This is a genomic window from Niastella sp. (assembly GCF_045805085.1).
In the GTDB taxonomy this organism is placed as follows: domain Bacteria; phylum Bacteroidota; class Bacteroidia; order Chitinophagales; family Chitinophagaceae; genus Niastella.
In genome coordinates this window covers 23,723-46,737 of sequence record NZ_JBJMLX010000414.1, presented here as the reverse complement: position 1 = coordinate 46,737, position 23,015 = coordinate 23,723, and the positions used below count along the sequence as shown (strand labels likewise).

13 protein-coding genes and 1 tRNA gene are annotated in these 23,015 nt (G+C 45.7%); 9 read left to right on the top strand and 5 right to left on the bottom strand.

Features of this window, described 5'->3' with window-relative positions; genetic code table 11:
* The 3 genes from ACJ751_RS21495 to ACJ751_RS21485 form a co-directional block, all read left to right on the top strand.
* Window positions 1-1,746 (top strand): excinuclease ABC subunit A (locus tag ACJ751_RS21495; protein ID WP_407747577.1); only part of this gene is annotated, 1,746 nt, incomplete at its 5' end.
* A gap of 115 nt (window positions 1,747-1,861) precedes the next feature.
* On the top strand, window positions 1,862-2,449 hold the full coding sequence (locus tag ACJ751_RS21490) for a hypothetical protein (RefSeq protein WP_407747576.1): 588 nt from the start codon (window positions 1,862-1,864) through the stop codon (window positions 2,447-2,449).
* 115 nt (window positions 2,450-2,564) lie between these two features.
* Window positions 2,565-4,046, top strand: coding sequence for an FAD-binding oxidoreductase (locus ACJ751_RS21485; protein ID WP_407747575.1), 1,482 nt, complete (start codon window positions 2,565-2,567; stop codon window positions 4,044-4,046).
* A gap of 123 nt (window positions 4,047-4,169) precedes the next feature.
* Here the strand turns inward: ACJ751_RS21485 and ACJ751_RS21480 are convergent.
* A tRNA-Ser gene (locus ACJ751_RS21480) sits at window positions 4,170-4,256 on the bottom strand.
* Between the two features lie 76 nt (window positions 4,257-4,332).
* On the opposite strand from ACJ751_RS21480, the gene ACJ751_RS21475 reads away from it, so the two are divergent.
* On the top strand, window positions 4,333-4,845 hold the full coding sequence (locus ACJ751_RS21475; RefSeq protein WP_407747574.1) for a hypothetical protein: 513 nt from the start codon (window positions 4,333-4,335) through the stop codon (window positions 4,843-4,845).
* A gap of 48 nt (window positions 4,846-4,893) precedes the next feature.
* Here ACJ751_RS21475 and ACJ751_RS21470 read toward each other — a convergent pair whose 3' ends face one another.
* Window positions 4,894-6,240 carry a vanadium-dependent haloperoxidase gene (locus ACJ751_RS21470; protein ID WP_407747573.1) on the bottom strand — a complete coding sequence of 449 codons (1,347 nt, stop codon included), beginning with the start codon at window positions 6,238-6,240 and terminating at the stop codon, window positions 4,894-4,896.
* Window positions 6,241-6,512: 272 nt separating this feature from the next.
* On the bottom strand, window positions 6,513-7,613 hold the full coding sequence (locus ACJ751_RS21465; RefSeq protein ID WP_407747572.1) for an aldo/keto reductase: 1,101 nt from the start codon (window positions 7,611-7,613) through the stop codon (window positions 6,513-6,515).
* Between the two features lie 161 nt (window positions 7,614-7,774).
* On the opposite strand from ACJ751_RS21465, the gene ACJ751_RS21460 reads away from it, so the two are divergent.
* The 4 genes from ACJ751_RS21460 (at window position 7,775) to ACJ751_RS21445 (ending at window position 18,688) form a co-directional block, all read left to right on the top strand.
* Window positions 7,775-9,187, top strand: coding sequence for a glycosyl hydrolase family 28 protein (locus ACJ751_RS21460; RefSeq protein WP_407747571.1), 1,413 nt, complete (start codon window positions 7,775-7,777; stop codon window positions 9,185-9,187).
* A 150-nt stretch (window positions 9,188-9,337) separates the two neighbouring features.
* Entirely contained in the window at window positions 9,338-13,447 is a 4,110-nt protein-coding gene (locus ACJ751_RS21455) for a two-component regulator propeller domain-containing protein (RefSeq protein WP_407747570.1), read from the top strand.
* Window positions 13,448-13,606: 159 nt separating this feature from the next.
* Entirely contained in the window at window positions 13,607-16,804 is a 3,198-nt protein-coding gene (locus ACJ751_RS21450) for a SusC/RagA family TonB-linked outer membrane protein (RefSeq protein ID WP_407747569.1), read from the top strand.
* Window positions 16,805-16,825: 21 nt separating this feature from the next.
* Window positions 16,826-18,688, top strand: coding sequence for a RagB/SusD family nutrient uptake outer membrane protein (locus tag ACJ751_RS21445; RefSeq protein WP_407747568.1), 1,863 nt, complete (start codon window positions 16,826-16,828; stop codon window positions 18,686-18,688).
* Window positions 18,689-18,757: 69 nt separating this feature from the next.
* Here ACJ751_RS21445 and ACJ751_RS21440 read toward each other — a convergent pair whose 3' ends face one another.
* The gene (locus ACJ751_RS21440) at window positions 18,758-19,306 is read right to left on the bottom strand and encodes a DNA-3-methyladenine glycosylase I (RefSeq protein ID WP_407747567.1); all 549 of its coding nucleotides are present in this window, start codon (window positions 19,304-19,306) and stop codon (window positions 18,758-18,760) included.
* A gap of 277 nt (window positions 19,307-19,583) precedes the next feature.
* Here ACJ751_RS21440 and dusB point away from each other — a divergent pair, with 277 nt between their 5' ends.
* On the top strand, window positions 19,584-20,621 hold the full coding sequence (dusB, locus tag ACJ751_RS21435) for a tRNA dihydrouridine synthase DusB (protein ID WP_407747566.1): 1,038 nt from the start codon (window positions 19,584-19,586) through the stop codon (window positions 20,619-20,621).
* Between the two features lie 4 nt (window positions 20,622-20,625).
* On the opposite strand, the gene ACJ751_RS21430 is transcribed toward dusB, so the two are convergent.
* A complete protein-coding gene (locus ACJ751_RS21430; RefSeq protein ID WP_407747565.1) occupies window positions 20,626-23,013 on the bottom strand; it encodes a hypothetical protein in 2,388 nt (795 codons plus the stop codon).
* Window positions 23,014-23,015 lie beyond the last annotated feature (2 nt).

The following is a 23,015-nucleotide window of genomic DNA, read 5'->3' as shown; positions in this document are numbered from 1 at the left end:
CGGTATATAATGCAGACCTTCGCTAATACGCAAAGCCAGCTAATGAAAAAGCGGGTAATGCAGTTTATGCTAAGCGCAGATTGCCCGGTATGCAATGGCAAAAGGCTAAAAATAGAATCTCTGTCTGTAAAATTTGCCGGCTATGATATTGCAGAAATATCGCGCCTTCAATTATCTGAGCTTAATAAAATTTTTAGCCCTTATGCCAGACATGCATCGTTTGATTTAATAAATGAACTGCACCCTGAAAAAGCGATGGTGGCGCAACGTATTGCTGAAGATCTCGTGGCAAGGCTGTCTATAATGCTTGACCTCGGTCTTGGCTACCTTACGCCGGAACGCAGCACGCCTACGCTATCGCCGGGTGAGTTGCAAAGACTACGGCTCGCAACGCAGGTACGCTCAAATTTATTCGGCGTTGTGTATGTACTCGATGAACCTTCTGCAGGCCTTCATCCGGCAGATACAGAAGCATTGCTGCGTGCGCTGGATAAGCTGAAAGATGCTGGCAATTCACTTTTTGTAGTCGAGCATGAAGTGGATATCATTCGCCACGCTGACTGGGTGGTAGATGTTGGCCCTGCGGCCGGTGTTAACGGCGGTGAAATTCTATACAGCGGGCCTTTAAGCGGGTTGCAGGAAATGGAAGCCTCTGTAACCCGGAGATATATAGCACAGGCGGTTACGCCCAAACGAACTGCACGTACTACAACAAGCTGGCTGCGGTTGGAAGGAATCTCCCGCAATAATCTTAGCAACCTGGATGTTTCTTTTCCGTTAGGTCTTTTAACGAGTGTAACGGGTATTTCCGGCTCAGGTAAAAGCAGCCTTGTCAGCCAGGCACTTATAGAACTCGTTGCGGCGCAGCTTGGCCAGGAAATAGATCCGCCATCAGAAGATCAACAGGATTTGCTTCAGGATGAAACAGTCCTTTCTTCAGGGCGGATAACGGAAGGGATGGAACGGGTTAAACGCATGGTGCGGGTGGATCAAAAACCGATCGGTCGTACACCCCGGTCTAATCTCGCTACGTACACCGGCCTGTTTGACCATGTGCGTAAACTTTTTGCAGGAACGAAAATGGCGAAAGCGCGTCATTACGATGCAGGTCGTTTTTCGTTTAACGTAGCCAAGGGCCGTTGCCCACATTGCACAGGTGAGGGCTTTGTAATGGTAGAATTGTTGTTCTTGCCAAGCGTGTATTCCCCCTGTCCTACTTGCCACGGCACGCGGTACAACGATAAGACGCTCGAAATAAAATACAAGGATAAGAATATTGCTGACGTACTTTCGATGCCGGTAGATGCTGCGTGGGAATTTTTTGAAGAAGAGGAGATCTTGCGGCGTAGCCTTGATGTTGTGCGACAGGTAGGGTTAGGTTATTTAAGGTTGGGCCAGCCTGCTACAGAGCTATCAGGCGGTGAGGCACAACGCATCAAACTGGCAACGGAACTGCAGCGTTCACAGCGTGGCCATACGCTTTATGTGCTGGATGAACCCACAACAGGATTGCACCCCTCAGATGTAGAGAAACTCATGGTGCAATTAAATTCGCTGGTAGATTCGGGTAACACGGTGATTGTTGTTGAGCACGACATGCACGTTATTGCGCAAAGCGATTGGGTGATCGACATTGGGCCGGGCGCCGGCGAAAATGGCGGAAGGATCGTTGCTGAAGGAATACCGGCGGCGGTTGCGAAAAATAGAAAGAGTAAAACCGCTGCTTATTTATCGCTGTACATATGAACCAGGTCACAAGCTAAAACTACAACCAAAGTAGCGTATATTAGCGATAACAAATGCCCATACTTCGGCAAGCTGATGGGTGTTGTGCGTAACCCCAAATCCCCCCCTTTATAAAATGGTAACAAAGACGGAAATTAGATTACAAGAAATTTTAAATGAAGACGACCTGCGAGATAAAGTTTCAAAATATTCATTGAATAAACCGGCAATTAAATCAACATCAAGTATCGCTGGGAGCAAGAATTTTACGACTGACAAAACGCTCAAGGTTTTCAGAAAAAGTAAACTAATAATCTTTTTGGTACTTATTCTAATTGGTATGATGTTATTTGCGGTATTTTTTTCTTTACTTAAACAAAAGGAAATAAATCAGGGCGGACTTGCTGTTGGGTTAATATGTATTTTCATCTTTATCCTAAATTTTCTTCGCCAGTTTTTTTATGACGACAACTTGAATTTTACAATTTATATTGACAATGAAGGGATTCAAATTGACGAAACTTTATTTAACTGGAATCAAATAAAGGAGACTGCCATTTTAAATTATCCCGGCAAAGGCGGGGGAACAAATAAATTAATTATTTTATTGCAAGACGACACTTATTGGAAATATGATTTGACCAATTTTTATTCATTTGAGGGCATAGCGAAAACAATTTCAAATTATATTGAATTCTTTAAACCCAAACTACCAACAACATAAGCATTTGTGTTATGTCGGCGGAAAGTTATGCACAACTTTACGACCGGGACACATTCACCGGGCAACTTTGTCAATTTGTATCCAAACTTATTTTTATTTAATAAACCTTAACAATATGGAAAAGATCATCGAAGGCGATTTCCGTTATGCTGACCTGGCGGAAAAACGGTTCAATAAACGCTTTACAGGAAAACCCGAATACATCTGCATGCCGCAGTCCACCGATGACGTGGTCAACGCAGTTCAGGAAGCGGTAAACAATAAACAGAGACTGGTTGTGCGTAGCGGCGGGCATTGCCTGGAAGGTTTCGTTTTAGATCCTGCCGTCCAGGCACTTATCGATATGTCCCTCATGACAAATATTTACTATGACCCAGAAAGGTCAGCTTTCGCTGTTGAAGCAGGCGCTACAGTTGGTGAGATGTACCGGAGACTGTTTCTGGGCTGGGGCGTAGTTCTTCCGGCAGGAGAACACCCTGCTATAGGTATTGGCGGTCATATATTAGGCGGTGCATTTGGTTTCCTTTGCCGGGAGTACGGATTGGCGGTAGATCACCTTTATGGCATAGAACTGGTTGCAGTAGATTCATCCGGTAAGGCGCACAGCGTCATCGCCACGCGGGAAGAAAATGATCCTAACCGTGAACTTTGGTGGGCGCATACCGGAGGTGGCGGCGGTAATTTTGGTATCGTAACCCGTTACTGGCTTCGATCATTGGAAACTGATGGTTCTGATCCTGCTACCGCTCTTCCCAGAGCTCCTAAAACCATCACGACCTTTAGGGTATCGTGGGACTGGAATAACTTTGACGAAATATTGTTTTCGCAGTTAGTTCAAAATTTTGGAGTGTGGGCGCAAATGAATAGCGGCCCGGACACTGCCTATAAGCAGTTATTCAGTTTGCTTTTTCTGAATCACCGTAACATGGGTAAACTGGAAATGAAAGGGGTTTGTACAGCAGGTCCAAAGGCAATACAGCTCATAGACGAGCACTTGGCTGCGATTGCGGGGCCTTTAGGCTTAACTTATACACGACAAATAGAAGAAACTGCCTGGCTGCAATTTGCGCTCAATCCTTTTCCAGAACTTTTTCAGCCTGGGTATGACAAGGTTAAAGCTAAGATTAAAGACGCTTTTCTTCGTCTCCCTTTTACAATTGATCAGATTGCAACGACATACAAATATTTGACAGGTAACGACCCGGTAGGCGGAGGATTAGGTATGGCCACCTATGGCGGCCAGGTAAACGCCGTGAAGCCGGGAGCTACAGCATCCGCCCAACGGGATTGCATCCTTGATATTGCATGCAATACAGGATGGACAGACCCGGAAGGCGAAGCTGCCAGCCTGAACTGGGTCCGTAATTTTTATAAGGACCTGTTTGCCGCTTTCGGGGGCGTTCCGGTACCCAACGAGCAGACCGGCGGATGCATGATCAATCATCCCGATACAGACATGGCCGATCCGCAGTGGAATAAGTCCGGTGTGCCATGGTCAACCTTATATTACGGGGATAATTACCCGCGATTGCAGCAGGTGAAACAAAAATGGGATCCGGGGAATGTGTTTCATCACGCCTTGTCAATCAGTTTGTGATACTACCAGTCTGCAATTCAACCTGACGATATGAAAGACAATATCTGCTGCTTAAATGGTTTGAGCATCTGGAACAAAAAACGCCTTCAAATCCGACGACTTGAAGGCGTTCCTAATTTGGTGCGGAAAGAGAGGGATTCGAACCCTCGTACCGACAAGTCGGTAAACGGTTTTCGAGACCGTCCCATTCAACCACTCTGGCATCTTTCCGAAAAGGGGATGTAATTTAAAGGATTTCGGTAAATCGGCAAAAGATTGCTTTTAATCATATAAATTGAAAACCACTATGTCACACCATCAACAAAAATGGTTCGGGTTTATGGAAGGGGCGCGAGCGGCGCTGCTGCAAGGCAATTCCCTAGAATACAAACCGACTATCCAGCTAGTGGTTGAACCTTCTTTTGATAACCACACTTTCCTTCAGCTGCAGGTAAATGAGGAAAGCGTATCGTGGCACCGGAAAACTTGGCGCAAACTCGATGACAGGCCAAAGTTTGCCGACCCGATTGAAAATCTGAAGTACATTGGGCGAACCATCACCCCAACCATTGAGCAGGGAAGGGGTGAGGTTAGTAGGGAAGTGTTACTACCTATTATTGCTTTCATCAACGCCATGACTATTAAACCTCACTTTGACCAGCCAGGTATTGTGATAGATGGCACCTTTTACGCATTGACAATAGGTACTGCAAGCGCACATACTACCTACAAATGGCATTATTCGCCTGGGGAGTGGGCCGATTTGCAAAAGCTGGCTAATATGGTTTTGGAATTGAATCAGAAATTATACCAGCAATAGAGAAACCTGCAAAACCATCGATTCTGCAGGTCCTTTTATCTGGCAACCTTACGGATGTTTATATTGTGGAGAAACTAACCGGATAGCTGCTATTTCATTGCCCAGTTCTTTACCCATTTTTATAGAAACTTCTTGTGTAAACCTGTAATGCAAACCTGCATATATTCTTGAAAGGGCGGCTTCCTGCAACAGTGCTGACAGCGAATTATATTGCCGGGCAGGTAACCCCCGCCAGTCATATGCATTATCGGTTACAGGAATGTCGCCGTACTCTTTTATTAAGACTTGTATATAGGGAGCGTAAAACCCCACTAGGCCTGATGTATATTCAGGGTAAGGCGGGGTAGGTAAATAGCTCAGCCAGCCAGTGTCGATAAGCCTGCGGATAAAGGTAACAGGTCTGATGAGGTTGTAATGATATTTCGACCTGAATGTAATTATGCCACCATCCTTTAATGCAATGCCTGTTTTGGCATACACTTCAGTTGCCTGCCACAACTTTGCTTTTTGATTTTCCTGTACCCAGGTAATGATGGAAAGAACGTGATGGGGCGACGGTACACCTACTGCCGCGCCACCGGCATCAGCCCACCAATCGGCTGTTGCTTTTTGCGCAACAGTTAAATTCTTTCCAATGTCATATACTTCTTTAACTGCTTTATAAAACCGGGATGAAGTATCTTCTGAAAATGGAACGGGTAATGGGGGTGCAATGGCCGTTAGGCTATATTCCAGCAAAGGCCTTGAGTCGGCCAGGAAAGGGCCTAGCGTTGCAAAGGCCGGCGGAGTAGGCACCCAGGAACCGGGGGTAACAGGCGGTGGCATGTATCCTACACTGGAAAGATTGAACTTGTCGGTTGTTGACCAATTGTAAATGGCGGTTGCAATGGCACGTCCAAAAGTTTGTGAACGGTCAAGTATATCAGTAGATGTGTTTGCTTTGAACCGGTTGTAATTGACATTTTCGAGGGAGTCGATACTTGCCTTGTCTGCATCGGTAAGGCCGGTTAAAAACAATTTGAACATACTCGCCAGGGCTGCATTGGCGCTTTCACTCCACAAGTACCTTTGCCATGCATCCGCTTGCGGCATAGCTGGCATTTGATACAGGCTGGAAGATAAACTTTCGGCACTTTTGCTTCCGGGGCGTACTGCTTCATAAAGGCCTACCCCTATAAAACCAAAATTCCTCATGTTTAGAATTACAACAGGTTGCGGATTGGCTGGTCGTTGAACTTTTGCTATAAATTTATACCAGCCATACACTACATCCGCGTTTTCTTCTGGTGGATGTGAAGGCAGGTCTATTTTACGGCAATTATAAAGCAGGCTTATAAATAATACTGCCAGTAATAGTTTTACACTACTCTTTCTTTTTGGTATTGTTAATTGCATAACGACTCATTTTAAGGATGATAAAATGAATGATGAAGTGGGGATGCGAAATCGTTAGTATTGTATCGTAGTGGAAAGGATTGAAAAAAATGCTGGTTAACCTGCGGCTGGTTTAAAGGTAACTTATATAATTCTATAAGGGTAATATAAACGGCCAAATCTGTCAAATGCTGACGATTGTCATTGTCTGGCGCCAGTGCATTGTATTTTTGTAAGAATAAAGCCTTCAAACCGATAAGATCTGAAGGCTTTTGTTGTGAGTGACAGGTATTTTACCCTTGCGCTACACCATTGAATATCTCCTTATGTACGGAGTCGATCAATTGTTGGTTGAACCAATGCGGGTATAAAACGCCAGGTTTTGTTATTGAATCCAATTGCTGAATTTGTGCCGCGCTCAATTTTACCTTAATGGCATTCAGGTTATCGTCTAACTGATGCATTTTGCTGGCGCCTATGATAACGCTTGAAATCACTTGTTTGGTGAGCAGCCAGGCTAATGCTATTTGTGCCACGGAGGCCTGGTGTTCTGCAGCAATTTCCTTTAACAGATCCACTACTTTAAAACCCTGCTCCTTATCAAAAGGTAACAGATCGAAACCTGACAACCGGTTATTCGGATCTTTTAAATTTTCGCGGGTGTATTTTCCACTCAGAAAACCGCCTGCCAAGGGTCCCCAGATCGTCATGCCAATACCAGCGTGTTGCATAAACGGTACCACATCATATTCCACATCGCGTCCAACCAGGGTATAGTTCATCTGACCATTACAGAAGGTCGCCCACCCGTTATCTTTCTGCAGCTGATAAGCCAGTGCGGCTTTCCATGCTGACCAGTTTGAGTAACCGACATAGCGTACTTTGCCAGCTTCAACCAGGCTGTTGAGTGCGCCCAGGGTTTCTTCCAACGGGGTAAACGGATCTTCTTTGTGAAGAAGGTACAGGTCTATATAATCCGTGTTCAGTCGTTTCAGACTTTGTTCACAGGAAAACAGGATATGTTTTTTTGATAGTCCGGCCTGGGTTACCGGGTTTCCTGTTCTAAAGCCTACTTTGGTAGTAATGATAACATTTTGCCGGTGCGGGGCCAGCAATTTCCCTAACATGCTCTCTGATTGTCCATTTGCATAGCCATCGGCGGTATCGAAAAAATTAATCCCTGCTTCCAGTGATCTGTTGACCATTTCCTGCGCCAATTGCTGGTCAACTTTGTAAATAGATTTAATGGAAGCATCGTCACCGAAGGTCATGGCGCCAAAAGCAAGTTTGGATACGATAAGGCCGGTATTACCGAGTGTAGTGTATTGCATAATTTTTATTTGTGAATTATCGTCAGTTACGCGGCAAAAATAAGTACGTTTACGTATATCCATCGGTTTTATCCCAGATTATCCCGCCTGAAATCTCACTATACACCCCCTGTTCTCTACAAGCAGGGGGTATTTTTATGCCATTTACAGAACTCTTTTCATTGGCCATTTTAAAACCAGTTAAGTAATTATACAATCCAGTTTTCATGAATAAAATGTTTTGTGTGTTAGTATCATTGCTGTTTGGGTGTACCATCATCTTTGCTGAAGATGAACCCAAAAATGTATTACAGGCCTATACGGCGCCTGCCGGGGTTGCATTGAATACCGATTATACAGTAAAGGTGCGGCTGAGTGGAAAAGCCTGGCAAACGCTACCGGTATATCTGGTGAAAGTTGATGAAGTTAAAAATGGAGATCACCATACCGAAAATGCTTCCATGGCCTATTTTGACTTCGATGGCGAAGTGGAGGTGTCGGTAACCTGGCACAAGGGCGCTGTTAAAACCGCAAGGGTGCGTCCCCTTTCCTATAACATTGCGCATAGAATGGAGGGAGAGACCATACACTTCAAATTGACTAAACCGGCGAATCTTTCAGTAGAGGTTAATAATGATCTTTTTCACAACCTGCATCTGTTTGCCAACCCGGTACAAAAAATGGCGCTGAATAAAAATGACACCAACCTTATATACTTTGGTCCCGGTGTGCATGAAATTCCAGGCCAGGTGGTAGCTATACCATCAGGAAAGACGGTGTTTGTTGCAGGCGGGGCCGTGTTAAAAGGGCAATTATTGGTGGAAAATGCCAGCCATGTGCGGATCCTTGGCAGCGGCATGGTGGATCAATCAATTAAGATGGGCATTCGCATTGCCAATTCAAAAAATGTGCAGGTGGAAGGATTGTTTGCCACTCAATGTTTCACGGGCGGTTCAGACAGCGTGACCATCCGCAACGTAAAGGTGTTTAGTTATTATGGCTGGGGCGATGGTATGAATGTGATCAGCAGCCGGAATGTAAAAATAGACCGCGTTTTTAACCGTAATTCCGACGATTGTACCACTGTTTATGGAACCCGGCTCGGATTCACCGGTGGATGCAGCAATATTTTGATGGAGAATTCTACTTTATGGGCCGATGTAGGCCACCCGATCCTGATCGGTACGCATGGCAATACGCCTCATCCCGATACGCTGGAGAACATTAGTTATCAAAACATCGATATTCTGGACCAAAAAGAGCAACAACTCGATTACCAGGGTTGTATGAGCATCAACGCCGGTGACAACAACCTGGTGCGGCAGGTTCGTTTTGATAATGTGCGGGTGGAGGATTTCAGACAGGGGCAATTATTGAATATCCGCGTATTTTATAACCGGAAGTATTGCACATCGCCGGGCCGGGCGATCGAAGATGTATTGTTCAAAAATGTTTCCTACCAGGGATCGAAAGCAGAAATTTCCATTATTGCGGGCTATGATGAAGAGCGGAAAGTGAAAAACATCCGCTTTGAGAATTTAGTGATCAACGGAGTAAAGATCACAGACGATATGAAAAACAAGCCAAAATGGTTCAAGACTGCAGATATGGCGGGCATCTTTCTGGGCGAGCATGTTGAAGGCGTTGTTTTTGAATAAGCGTTAATTTTACGACTATACCCCCTCTTTTATGAGAATACCCTCCCTGTTGTGTACCTTTATAATGTGTAGATTGCTGATGCAGGACACCGGTTTTAGGGGGTGAAACTCGTAAAATCCGGATCCTGGTTCGAGCTTTAAACGATTGCCATGCTAACGCGTCTTATTCTTTCCCGCCTGTTGCTTTGTTTTTGTATGCTTACTGTTTTGTACAACAGTATGGCCAATGATGGTCATAACCGTACTATCACCTATCTGGGAATAGAGCAGGGACTTTCCAACAATTCAGTGCGTTGCGTTTTTCAGGATCATAAGGGATTTATGTGGTTTGGCACGTACGATGGGTTAAACCGGTACGATGGCAACAGCTTCAAGGTTTACCGGAATAATTTTTCAGATTCCAGCTCGCTGGTCAATAACTGGGTGTTGACTATCAATGAAGATGAGCAACAACGCTTGTGGGTAGGCACGCGGCAGGGCCTGAATATTTATAACGCCGTGTCGGAGAAATTCAGCATGCTGCGTTACCAGGTGGGTAATTCCGGGGTATTAAAAACGATCCGTTCAGTAATCAGGGATATTAAACGGAATAGCCAGGGAGATATGTTGGTTGCAACTGCGGAAATTGGATTGTTGTTTATCGGCAATGGCCAGCAGGTGGCCCGGCAGATCCCTTTAATGGTAGATGGTAAACCGGTTTACAACTATGATGCTTCCATGATCGATCTGTCTGCTAATGGCGACGGGTGGTTTTTCGCCCTGGGAAAAGGGTTGTGCAAATTTGATAGCCGTTCCCGGCAGGCGAAATTGGTGAACAGGGAGTTCTCCTCGGCCTCCTGTATAAAAGGGAACAATGATTTTTTATGGATCGGGACATCCAATGGTCTTTTTAAGTACCATATACCCAGCAACCAATACCGGGATTCGTTTACTGAAGCAAATGGCAAATTAACCTACAATAAGGTGTCGAACCTGTTTCTGGAAAACAACGGCGAGCTTTGGATCGCTATCAATGGGGGCGGCATCAATATACTGAATACAGAAACAGGAGCCGTCACCGAATACATCCGGTCAGGTAGCAACAATACTTCGCTCACCAGTGAATCGGCAGACGCTATTTATGAGGATGCCGGCGGGCGCAAATGGATAGGTACTTTGCGTGGTGGCATCAATATCATTGACCCCAAAAAAAATCGTTTCCAAGGTATAACGCACGACCCGTTAAACCCCAATAGCCTTGTCAATAATTTTGTGTTTGCACTCTGCGAAGAAACAAATGGAGAGATCTGGATTGGGACCGATGGCGGTGGTATCAGCCGCTGGGACCGGAAGGCCAATCGCTTCCTCAACTTCGTTCACCATCCGGGCCAGCCGGGTTCATTAAGCGACAATTTTGTTACCAATATAAAATGCGACGATGATCAGAATATCTGGGTCGCCACTTATTGGGCCGGTTTGAACCGGTTCAACAAAAGGAGCAATAACTTTAAGCATTACGCGCTTTATAATACTAGTACCAACCAGGAAAATAAAACGGTTTATCTGCTGTATAAAGATAAGCTGAACAATATCTGGGCCGGCACCATTAGCGGCAATGGACTTTTTAAGTATAACAGACAAACGGATGCATTTGAATTGTTCGACAACACGCTTACCGATCTTTTCACCATGCAGGAAGATATGGCCGGTGAAATGTGGGCAGGCAGTTTAAAAGTGTTGATCAGGATTGACCGCCAAACCAAAAAGCACCATTCCTATCTGCTGGGTAATCCTGTTCGCGCCATCCATGAGGACCGGAACGGGAAATTCTGGATAGGCACGGAAGGGGGAGGATTGATCCTGTTTGACCGCGAAAAAGGTAAAGTGCTTGAGCGATATACTACCAACGAGGGTTTGAGTAATAACGCGGTGCTGAATATACTGGAAGATAACACTGGCAATTTATGGATCAGTACTTTCAACGGACTTTCCAGGTTCAATACCCAAACACGCACGTTCACCAATTATTACATAGGAGATGGATTGCAGGGTAATCAATTCAATTATAACGCAGCGCTTACCCTTCGATCTGGTGAAATGATGTTTGGCGGTATCAAGGGACTGGATATTTTTCATCCCGAAGCCATTAAGGCGTCCGACGAAAAGCTGAATCTTCTTTTTACCGGTCTTACGATCAATAATTTGCCGATCGGTCAGCGACTGGATTATATTAAGCGTTTGCAAAACGACGAGATAAAGGTGATTGAAGTGCCCTACCGGGATGCGGTATTTGCATTTGAGTTTACGGCACTGGATTATTCTTCCCCCAATAAGATCTCCTATTCGTATTATATGGATGGTTGGGATAAGGGTTGGAACAAAGCGGGCAATACACGAGGCGCCACCTATACGCATCTGGGCAGTGGCACTTACAAATTCAGGGTTAAAAGTACGGATACCGAAGGCCGTTGGCTTGACAGGGAGATCCGCCTGGAGATCATCGTGCTGCCACCTTGGTATGCTTCGTGGTGGGCATATTGTATTTATTTAAGTGTGGCTTGCGGTATTATTGTGATGTATGTAAAGTATAAGCAACGCCAGCGTACACTGCAATATGAAGTGGCGCTTGCAAAGATGAACTCGGAAAAAGAGCGCGAACTGAATGAAAAGAAGTTATCCTTCTTCACTAATGTATCGCATGAGTTCCGTACGCCGCTGACATTGATCATCAATCCCATCAAAGATATGATGGCGAAAAAAGAGGTCAATGAAGACAATCGCTTTGAATTGAATACGGTATATAGGAACGCTAAAAGACTGCTGCGATTATTAGATCAATTGCTGCTGTTTCGAAAAGCAGACAGTGAGCTTGACCGGATAAAACCCACGGAGTTGAATTTTTCCGAATTATGCCGGGACGTATTCCTCTCGTTTATGCAACAAGCCAGGCTGGCCAACATCGAGTACCTGTTTTTTTGCGATAAGGAAGACCTGCGCATATATGGTGACCGGGAGAAACTGGAGATCATTCTTTTCAATCTGCTCTCTAATGCACTTAAGTATACACCGCCGGATGGTAAAGTAACATTTCGATTGCAGGAATTTGATAAAATGCTGGAAGTTGTTATTGAAGATACCGGCGTAGGGATCCCTGCCGGAACGGCTGCACAGTTGTTTGAAAAATTTTACCGGCCTCAGGGCACAGCAACGAACATGAAACCAGGATTTGGTATTGGGCTTTACCTGGTAAAACAATTCACCACACAACATGGCGGACAGGTAAGCTATGAAAGCGCTGAAGGAAAGGGCGCTATTTTCAAAGTGTTGTTGCCGAAGGGAACAGACCGTATTTCGGGTGAACCTGCTATTCAACTGGCGCCGCAGGAAACCGGATTCCTGGAAGAGATGACGGACGATGTGGTGGAAGAAACGAAGGCTGCCCAGGAAGAAGGGGCCGTTCAGCCAATGATCGATGAAAGACAGAGTATGCTGGTTGTGGATGATGACCCGCAGATCAGGAACTATGTCGCGGCCATGTTCCAGTCATCATTTCATGTAGAAGAAGCCGGCGATGGAAAAGAAGCGTTGGAAAAAGCGGAGGTATCGATCCCGGATATTATTATCAGTGATATCAAAATGCAGGGACAATCGGGCATCGATCTTTGCAGAAGTATTAAGGAAAATCCTACCCTCAATCACATTCCTGTAATTCTATTAACAGGTACGTCATCAGAAGAAAGCAAGCTGGAGAGTGCCGAAGTGGGGGCAGATGACTATATTACAAAACCGTTTGAAAAAGAATTGCTGGTTGCCAGAGTACAGGGCGTGTTGCAAACCAGGGATAACCTGCGCAAATATTTTCTCAATGCCATTACACATCGCCAAAACGACTTCAAGGTTTCTGGTCAATATAAACAGTTTCTGGAAAAGTGTATTGGTGTAGTGGAGCAAAACCTGGAAAATGATGACTTTACTATACAAACACTGGCTAAGGAAATGGGCATGAGCCATTCCTCCGTATATAAGAAAATAAAAACGATTTCCGGTGAATCGCTGCGCGGCTTTGTTCGCTTTATCCGGCTTCGGAAAGCAGCAGAGTTAATGATAAACACCAATCTGAATGTAAGTGAGATCGGGTTCCAGGTTGGGATCAATGATGTAAAGTATTTCCGGGTGCAATTCAATAAGGTTTTTAAAATGAATCCTTCTGAATATATAAGGCGCTATCGAAAACCATTCGAGGATAAATACAACATGGATAAAATAGAAAAGAAGAAATAAAAAACTAAAACATTTTCACGGTACACACCTCCTTATTTACGTATTCACCCCTGTTGCACTATAAATTGGAAGGGTAGTTTTGTGATGACTGCCACATATGGGGGGATAATATTGTTACACCCCCTGTAAAATAACTAACACTTCATTAATAATTGCTTTATGAGAATCCTTAAACGATTGCATCGACAACGCTACCGGTCATGCTGGCTGCTGTTTATCTTCTTTTTCCTTCATCAGTTCACCGCTCTGGCGCAAACCCGTACCGTATCGGGCACGGTGGTTGACGCCCATGGACAACCCGTTGCGGGCGCCACGGTGAGCGTAATTGGTTCCACTGCAGCCACCGCTACGGATGTTGAAGGTAAGTTCAGTATTCAATTACCGGCCAAAGGCCGCCTGCGTATTTCAGGTGTTGGTTTTATTGAGGCCAACATTCAGCCTGAGGGCAATGCCATACTGGCCATTAAACTGGAGAAAGCAAACGTACAGCTCGATGATGTAATAGTTGTTGGCTATGGTGTTAAAAAGAAAGCCACGCTTACCGGCTCTATTGTGCGGGTAGGCGAGGAAGTGTTTAAAGACCGGCCTGTACCCAATGTAGTGAATGCTTTACAGGGACAAATTCCCGGTCTGCAGATCACGCGAACTTCACCCCGGCCGGGTAATGAGAACCTGGTGATCACTATGCGCGGCGCTGCTTCTGTTAGTAATGTAGAACCATTAATCATTGTAGATGGCGTTCCGCTGATAGGTACATGGGAGTTCAGCCAGATAAACCCCAACGATATTGAAAGTATTACTGCATTAAAAGATGCATCGGCTGCTATATACGGCGCGCGTGCACAGGGAGGCGTATTGCTGGTGACCACCAAACGTGGCCGTGGCAGTAAAACACAGGTAAGTGTATCTTCCAACTTCAGCCGCAATACCATCGGCATAAAAGTGCCCTGGGCAACGATGCCCCAGTGGGCCAGTTTATATCTTCAAACCTCTACTGCAGATAAAAGAGATCTGAACGGCAACCCGGTTGAATGGTTTCCCCAATGGACAAAGGACAACCTGATAAAGATGGCGGCTGATTCCTCTTTCGACTACACCGATCCTTCGGGCGTAGTGCGCCATTTTCAAAACAACAACTGGCTCGATGAATTGTACGGCCCCTCCTGGTCGAACCAGCAGAACGTGGCATTGCGAGGATCCAGCGGTAAAACCGCCTACATGTTATCAGTTGGTTATTCTGATAACAAGTCATTGTTGAAGACGGCCTATGATGGAGAGAAAAAATATACCACCCGCTTTAACTATGATTACAATATCTCCAGCCGGGTAAAACTGGAAACCGGCGTGTCGTTCGACAGCCGCCTGGTGCAAAGTCCCCGTAACGGTATTGGTAATGGTTACTTTGATGCACCCATATTCGCCACGTACAATAAGCAGGGGCAGTATTATGATGATTATGGCTTCCGCAACCCTGTGGCCGCTACCAAATCGGGCGGCACCTCCAAAAACCGGGAAGGTATTGTGCGTTTGAACGGCAAGCTGACAGCAGAGATCATTAATGGGTTGAAATTGACGGGAACAGCAGCTGTAGTTAAACGTGATGGCTGGAAGACCGAATACAACCAAACGTATAACCTCTATAACTGGTTGGGCACAAAAATCAACTCGGTGCAATTTGCACCGCCTAACAACCCGGCCCTTACCGAAACGATCGGCAATACTAATTATCAAACGTATGGGACCCAGCTGGATTACACAAAGACCATTGCCGGTGATCATGACATTGCTGTAATGGTGGGCAATACAGCTGAACTGTATAAAACCAAGGGGGTGAGCGCAACGCGTAACCAGCTTCAGTATGATGGATTGTATGATCTCAATACCGCTATCTCACCAGCCTCTGTCTCTTATAACTCGCTGAATTCAGGCGGTTCTTCCCAATGGGGGTTGATCTCTTATTTTACGCGGGTAAACTATGCTTATAAGAGCAAATACCTTCTGGAGTTCCTTGGCCGACGTGATGGTTCTTCCCGCTTTGATGCTGGTAACAGGTGGTCTGACTTCTACGGCGTATCGGGTGGCTGGCGTATTTCGCAGGAATCTTTTATGAAAAAATTTGACTGGATAAATGAGTTGAAATTAAAAGGCAGCTATGGCGAAACAGGCGGACAGGCCAGCCTTGGCAACTACGATTATCTTGCATTGATCGGAGCAGGTACTGCTTTAATGGGAACTCCGGCTGCTATGCAGCCCTCCAGCTATCTGTCGGCAATTACCTCTAACCTACGTACCTGGGAAAGAATGGTCAACAAAAATATTGCTGTTGAATTTGGTGTGTTGGAAAACAAACTGACGGGTACCATGGAAGTGTTTGAAAAAAAGAATGTGGGCATGCTGGTAGGCCTTATCTACCCCAGTACGTTGGGCGGTAAGGCGCCTACTACCAACAGTGGAACACTGCGTACCCAGGGATGGGAGCTGACGATGAATTGGAGAGACAAGGTGGGTAAGGTGCAGTATAATGTTGGCTTCAACATTGCCAACGCCAGAAATACCGTTATCTCCTATGCGGGCGCTAATACCTGGGGTGAAGGCAAATGGACCAATCCGCGGGAAGGATTTCCGCTCAACAGCATTTATGTATATCAGACTGATGGCTATTTTCAAACACAGCAGGAAGCCAATGACTACTTTACAAAATACGGATCAACCGGTAAGGTGGCCGGCTACAATGGCACTTCCTCTGGTGGTACCAATACCTTACGTCCCGGCGACCTGAAAGTAGTGGACCGCGATGGTGATGGCGCGATCACTGCAACCGGTACGGGCCTGAAAGGCAGCGGCGATCTGTATTTCTATGGAGATGCCGATCCGCATTACAGCTTTGGCGTTAACCTCGGTGCACAATGGAAAGGGTTTGATCTCAGTGCATTTATCCAGGGGGTAATGAAGTGGAATATACTTCGTGGCGGCAATGCCCGCGCGCCTTTCTTCCGCAACTACCTGAATGTAAATACTACCTATATCGGAAAGACCTGGACGGCCGACAATCCGGCTGCAGCGTATCCCCGCCTGAGCTTTGACAGTAATATCAACAACTGGAACTGGGTTTCCAACGATGTAAATGTGCAAAGCCTGCGCTATGCAAGGTTGAAGTCGCTGGTGTTAGGTTATTCGCTGCCAAAGACAATTGCCAACCGCATCAGGGCAGAGAACATTCGCTTTTTCTTTGCCGGCAACGACCTGTTTGAGCTTACATCTGTGCGCGATGGTTTCGATCCCGAAAGAGGCGAGAGCGCGGATAACAGTTATCCATTCTTCAGAACCTGGTCTTTTGGTTTAAACCTTACTTTTTAATTACATAACCTGAATTACTATATGCAAAAGGTTAAAAAAATATTGGCAGCATTAGGTATCGGCGGCGTGCTGTGCCTGGCTGCCTGTGAAAAAACATTTCTCGATCTTCAACCACTGGATCAGCCAACCGAGGCCGTTTATTTTGCCAACCCTGATCAGTTCAAAGCGGCTGCCAATGATTTCTATAATAAGATGATCGGCTTCAGACCCGTGGGAAGCGACTCTAAAAACAGTTCCCTTAACAGTAATATTTATGAATGGATGGACTGGGGCAGTGATCTGCTGAGCGCAGGTTATGGCTGGCCATCCACCCTCAATCCCGGCGATAAGAACTGGGTCAATGAGTATGCCTATATCCGGGCCAATAACATTCTTATTAACAAAGGAAATGGGTATAAGGGCGATTACAGTGGCATTAAACAGTATGTAGCTGCCGCGTATTTCTTTCGCGCCTGGCACCATTTCTTTTTACTAAAGCGGTTTGGTGGCGTACCTATCGATACCGTGGTGGCCGATGTGAACAGTCCAATATTACAAGCGCCCCGCAATAGCCGTTATGAAGTGATGCAACAGGTATTGTCAGACCTTGATGTGGCCATAGCAGGATTGCCACTGGAAGGCAGTATAGCAGCCGCTGATAAAGGCCAGGTAAGCCAGCAGGCTGCCAGGGCATTTAAAGCAAGGGTATTATTGTATGAAGGTACTTATGAAAAGTATGTAGGGAAAACGACCGATGGCGATGGAGCTTCATCGGGCGCCGGCAGCAATGGCTATGATCCTGGTAATGTCAATAAATATCTTACCGAAGCAGCCACCCTGGCTTCACAGGTAATGACTTATAACGATTATTCCCTGTTTACAGGTGAGGATTCATTGAGCTACCGCTATCTGTTCATTCTTGAAGATGCGCAATCAAATCCCAAAGGGCTCACTAAAGCCGCCAATAAGGAATTTATCCTTTCCAGCAAATATGATTATACCCTGTTGCAGGGGAACGCGAATCTTACGCATACTGGAGGTGGTGGTGTTTCCCGGAAGCTAATGGATATGTTCCTTTGTAAGGACGGATTACCTTTTTCTGTTTCTCCCCTGAATAAGGGCTATGCTTCCATGACGGATGAATTTGAGAACCGGGAATCGCGGATGACTTGTATTACAGGTAAACCCAAACAAAAGTACTGGGGATTCAGTACTGCCTTTGGCGCCAATTATACACTGGCAAATTATTTCACCACCTTCAACTGGCCCTCCTATATTACTGTAAACTATCCCGACCTTACAACAGGCGGAAGTGGTTATGGCAGCAGAAAGTGGAGCAGTGAGCAAATTAACCGTAATGATTACCAGGAGTCTTATGATTACCCGCAAATTCGCCTGGCTGAAGTGTATCTTATTTATGCGGAAGCCAAATGTGAATTGGGCAACGGTACTATTTCCTATGCCGATCTTAATATTTCGATCAACAAGATCAGGGCGCGCGCTGGTACGGCGCCGCTTACCAATGAATTGATAGCTCCTTATCCAAGTTTGACCATGCTGGGTGAGATCCGCCGGGAGCGCACATTGGAACTGCTGGGTGAAAATACCCGCTTCACTGACCTGATGCGTTGGGGCATTGCAGAGCAGGAACTGAACCAGGTACCCAAAGGCATGATCGTTCAATACAATGGTCAGCCTACGGAGATCGCTACATTCACCAATCCCTATACGAACAAACCGGCTTACAAACCAGCGTCGTATCCATATGGTGTGGACCAGGCTACCGGCGCGCTTATTTTGGGACTGCCACCGGTAGTACCAATGACCAGGAAAAATTACCTCACGTCAATACCTACGGACCAGATCATCCTGAACAAGCAGCTTTTGCAGAATCCTGGATACTAGGTATCATCAGAGGATGTAAATTTAATAACCCGCCGAAAGTTGTTTCGGCGGGTTTATTTTTTTGCCCTGCTATTTCTTAGCCCACAGCGGTTTCTTTTTTATTACTGTGTTATAAATGGGACAACCGGGGGCGTGGGCGCCAGGCAGATAGCCAGTACTCATTAAAAATTCATTTACTATTTCGCCGCCGGTGAATTTGAATGTTTTTTTAAACAGCTTTACCCATTCTTCTTTTGTTTTTGGATGGTGCTGTTCGAGCCAATTCTCGAATGAACCAAATTCTTTCTGGAGCGCCAGAATGGCTTTGGCATTTTCTATAGCGGCATTTATTTTTAGTTTATTGCGAATAATACCTGCATCGTTCATCAGTCGTTCCCTGTCAGACTCCTTGTATGCCGCCACCTTTTTTATATTGAAATTGCTATACGCTTTACGGAAGGTTGCTTCTTTTTTCAGGATGGTTTCCCAGCTTAAACCGGCCTGGTTGATCTCCATGATCAAACGACCAAACAATTCATTGTCGTCGTGAATAGGAAATCCATAGTGGTTGTCATGATAATTCTTATGAAGGCTGCGCCTGGGTTCTTCCATGGAAGGGATTACGCTGCAATATGACATGTAGGTAGATTATTAATGCCTAAAGGTATTAATAATGGCAAAAAAATAGACTATCCGGGTGGGAATAGTCTATGTAAACAAAGAAACCGCCGTGAAATTTATATTTAGTTCTTTCTTCCAATGCTGTAAAAATATAACATCGAAAGGTTAGCTGTTGGTAAATTTGATAAGTGTGTTATTTTGGGCTAAAACCGTGCATTTTTGCCAATAACTGTGCTGCGGACCTTTGATTTTCTTATTTTGCCCCTCCGGCTTTTTATCGCAATTTTGCACCCGAATGTTGCAGATAGGTAATATACAACTCCCTGATTTTCCGTTGTTACTCGCCCCTATGGAAGATGTGAGCGACCCACCGTTCCGCGTGGTTTGTAAAGCAACCGGGGCCGACCTGGTGTTTACTGAATTTATTTCCAGCGAAGGTTTGATCCGCGATGCCATCCGTTGCCGCCGCAAGCTGGATATTTTTGATGAGGAACGGCCTACGGGTATTCAACTGTTTGGGGGCGATGAGGAACGGCTGGCCATGGCCGCAAAGATTGTGGATGTTACGCAGCCCGAATTGCTGGACATTAATTTTGGCTGCCCGGTAAAAGGGATCGTTGCCCAGGGCGCCGGCGCCGGTGTTTTGCGGGATGTTGACCTGATGGTGCGACTGACTGAAGCCTGCGTAAAATCAACCAATCTGCCGGTCACGGTGAAAACCCGTCTGGGTTGGGACGATGCGTCCAAAAATATAGAAGAGGTGGCGGAACGCCTGCAGGATGTGGGCATTAAAGCCCTCACCATTCATGGCCGTACCCGTTGCCAGTTATACAAAGGCGAGGCTGACTGGAGCCTTATTGCCAAAGTAAAGAACAATCCACGGATACATATTCCCGTTTTTGGGAATGGAGATATTAATAGTCCGCAAAAAGCGCTTGAATACAAGAACCGTTATGGGGTTGATGGTATTATGATCGGTCGTTCGGTTATCGGTTATCCCTGGCTGTTCCGGGAGATCCGGCATTACCTGCAAACGGGTGAATTATTACCTGCCCCTACAGTAGTTGAGCGCGTTGACGTTTGTAAACATCAATTGCGTAAATCGCTGCAATGGAAGGGGGCCATAGCCGGCGTGTATTCCATGCGCGGTCATTACCTGAGATACCTCAAAGGTTTGCCTGGCGTTAAAGAATTCCGTACACAGTTAATGACGCTTACAGAACCTGAAGCCATCATGGCCGTGCTGGATGACATTCTATTACGTTATGAGGGGTATACCATGGAAAGAACACCTATTGAAATGGTGAACTATCATGAGAATTGTCCACTATAACAAACTATCCTTCCATATTAATATTAACCCGTAACGCCTTTAACCCGCTTACGCCCTGTAATTCTTCCAGCTCCAGGAATTCTATACCTGGCTGCAACAATCTTTTATTTTGCAGGAACAGGATGTATTCCTGGTATTCTTCGGCTTCTTTGGGGTTACTGTATACCATAGCTATCTTTCCCGGTTGTGTTAGTCTTTCCTGGGTACCGCGAATATGCACTTTGTCAAGCCGTTTCTTCATGATCTCATAACGAATGTTATAAGAGCCTTCCACATCAAACCGCCGTTCGTCGCGGCGGAAGCTGATGCTCATGGGCTGGCTGTGTATCAATATCAATTGCGTTGTTTGCAGTGGAACAGGCAGGGTTGGTTGCATGGCATGGATCATCTGCGCAATTTCTGCCATGGTTGTTAATTGAAATAGCTGGATGTTCTTCAGGAATAACATATTGAACGGATGGTGCGGGGCGATGGACTGCCCGATGTAGATCGTATATTCAACGCCGTCTGTCCGGTATCTTTCAAAATAATGCGGGTACGACTGCTGCATGATGGCTTCCTGCTGTTGAAAGGTTTGTAATACCGCATTGTTGATGGTGCTGAGGGAGAACTCATAATCGTTCCGGTTGCGATATAAAAAGCCACTGAAATCATTCACCTGGTTGAAGTAGTTATTGATGATCTCCTGCGTAGGTGGATGGCTGTTTTTCAGGTGTTTCAACACGGTATGCACTTCATTATTAAAGAACTCGGTAATGCGCACTTCATCTTCTGCTGTTACCCCGCGCGTGATGGCTTGCCGGTAATTGAAATTCTTGAACTTTAATCCTTCCAGTAAAGGCAATGGGAACCGGGCCTGCAACAGGTCAAATGTTTCGTCAACCAGGCTGATATGTTCCATCAGGTCTTTTTGCATGGCCCGGCTGCGCTCAACGGAGGAGTTACGAATATCGATGGCGCCATATAACGGGTAAACGTCGTCGAAAACCACGTTACCCGATACCGGCGCTTCTTTGTATTGTTCTTTGTGCATATACTCCCAGGCCACTTCTGCAAATTTCCATTCCACCGCAGGTTGCAGAGCGGTGAACTTTTCCTTGATGATCTTTTCAATGCGATAGGTAAAGGTATCCCTGTTCTTCAGCAAGGCCAGTGATAACAAGGGCATGGCCTTCTCTACGCGGTTCATTACTTCCTGGGTTAACTGGTTGGGGATAGGCGATGCCAGTTCCAGTATACCCAGCAAGCCGTCGTTATTTTGAATGGGATAAATGATATAACTTCTTATGCCTGCATCCAGTAGTATCCTGGTGAAGGGTGCCACTTCCACCACTTTTTCATCAAGAATGGAAAGGGGCATCGGTTCGGGATGTTCGCTGAAAAATCCTACACACATCTGGTAAATGGCCAGGCTGTCAGCATCTGTAGATTTCCAGTTCTTGCCCAATATGCCATGTTGGGTGCAGGTTTCATCGAGCACAAAACGGTTATTGAGTTGCAGGAAAGGGGTTAACCCAACTTCCACTTCGTTGAAACCAACCAACGCCTGAATGTTCTTCTTGAGATCATTGATGATGCCGGTATCGCAGGCCTCCTGCCGCAACAGCACGCGCTTGATAGCATCCAGCGATTCCTGTATGGTGAAATCTTCTGCGATCCACACGCCGAAGCCTTCCACTTCGAACAGGTCGAGCGGCATTTTTTCCAGTTGCCTGTCCAGGTCCAATATGCGCAGTGAATTTAAACACACGGCGCAATCCTGTATTTGTGGTAACCGGCCTTTGGGAATGATATCGATAAACCGCCGGTCGTAGCGCAGTTTGTAATATCGTTTCATGCCGGTGATCTTATCTTCTACAGGATATATGAGGTGCGGGTCTTCGTTCAGTTTTATATGGTAAAACTTTTCCAGGATGTGTTCATAAATGAGCGCACACTGTGCCTGTTTCAGATATTCTTCCGTGGCATCATCAGGCAATAGAAAATGTTCTTCTGTTTCATCGACAAACAATTTTCTGAACGGGGTTGAATAATTGAAGATGGAAAACTCGTAAGGCACACCCATGGTGAACATGTTTTTTTCCTGTTCGCTAACCACAGGAAAAAGCGTAGTGCCCAACATGTCGAGCAGGTCCTGGTTCTCATCCAAAATATGTGAATCAGTGATCGGCTGCAACAAAGCAGGGTTCTCTTCAAATCTTTCTATGAGGTAATTGTATATTCTCGAACGTGTATTGGAACCGTCCTGTAATTTTTCTTTTAAATAATTTACAAACGGGCGGAAGGAGATCTTGCTATCGATAGACAGGCTGTTATCATCACGTTCTCTATTCGCTGCAAGGATGTTCACTTTGTTAACAGAGCCTATGGCAGGAGCAATCGTTTCCGGCATAA

Excerpts from the sequence above, each read along its gene's own strand:
- ACJ751_RS21490 (WP_407747576.1), top strand. The coding sequence starts at position 1,862 with ATGGTAACAAAGACGGAAATTAGATTACAAGAAATTTTAAATGAAGAC.
- ACJ751_RS21485 (WP_407747575.1), top strand. The coding sequence starts at position 2,565 with ATGGAAAAGATCATCGAAGGCGATTTCCGTTATGCTGACCTGGCGGAA.
- ACJ751_RS21475 (WP_407747574.1), top strand. The coding sequence starts at position 4,333 with ATGTCACACCATCAACAAAAATGGTTCGGGTTTATGGAAGGGGCGCGA.
- ACJ751_RS21470 (WP_407747573.1), bottom strand. The coding sequence starts at position 6,240 with ATGCAATTAACAATACCAAAAAGAAAGAGTAGTGTAAAACTATTACTG.
- ACJ751_RS21465 (WP_407747572.1), bottom strand. The coding sequence starts at position 7,613 with ATGGATATACGTAAACGTACTTATTTTTGCCGCGTAACTGACGATAAT.
- ACJ751_RS21455 (WP_407747570.1), top strand. The coding sequence starts at position 9,338 with ATGCTAACGCGTCTTATTCTTTCCCGCCTGTTGCTTTGTTTTTGTATG.
- ACJ751_RS21450 (WP_407747569.1), top strand. The coding sequence starts at position 13,607 with ATGAGAATCCTTAAACGATTGCATCGACAACGCTACCGGTCATGCTGG.
- ACJ751_RS21445 (WP_407747568.1), top strand. The coding sequence starts at position 16,826 with ATGCAAAAGGTTAAAAAAATATTGGCAGCATTAGGTATCGGCGGCGTG.
- ACJ751_RS21440 (WP_407747567.1), bottom strand. The coding sequence starts at position 19,306 with ATGTCATATTGCAGCGTAATCCCTTCCATGGAAGAACCCAGGCGCAGC.
- dusB (WP_407747566.1), top strand. The coding sequence starts at position 19,584 with ATGTTGCAGATAGGTAATATACAACTCCCTGATTTTCCGTTGTTACTC.
- ACJ751_RS21430 (WP_407747565.1), bottom strand. The coding sequence starts at position 23,013 with ATGCCGGAAACGATTGCTCCTGCCATAGGCTCTGTTAACAAAGTGAAC.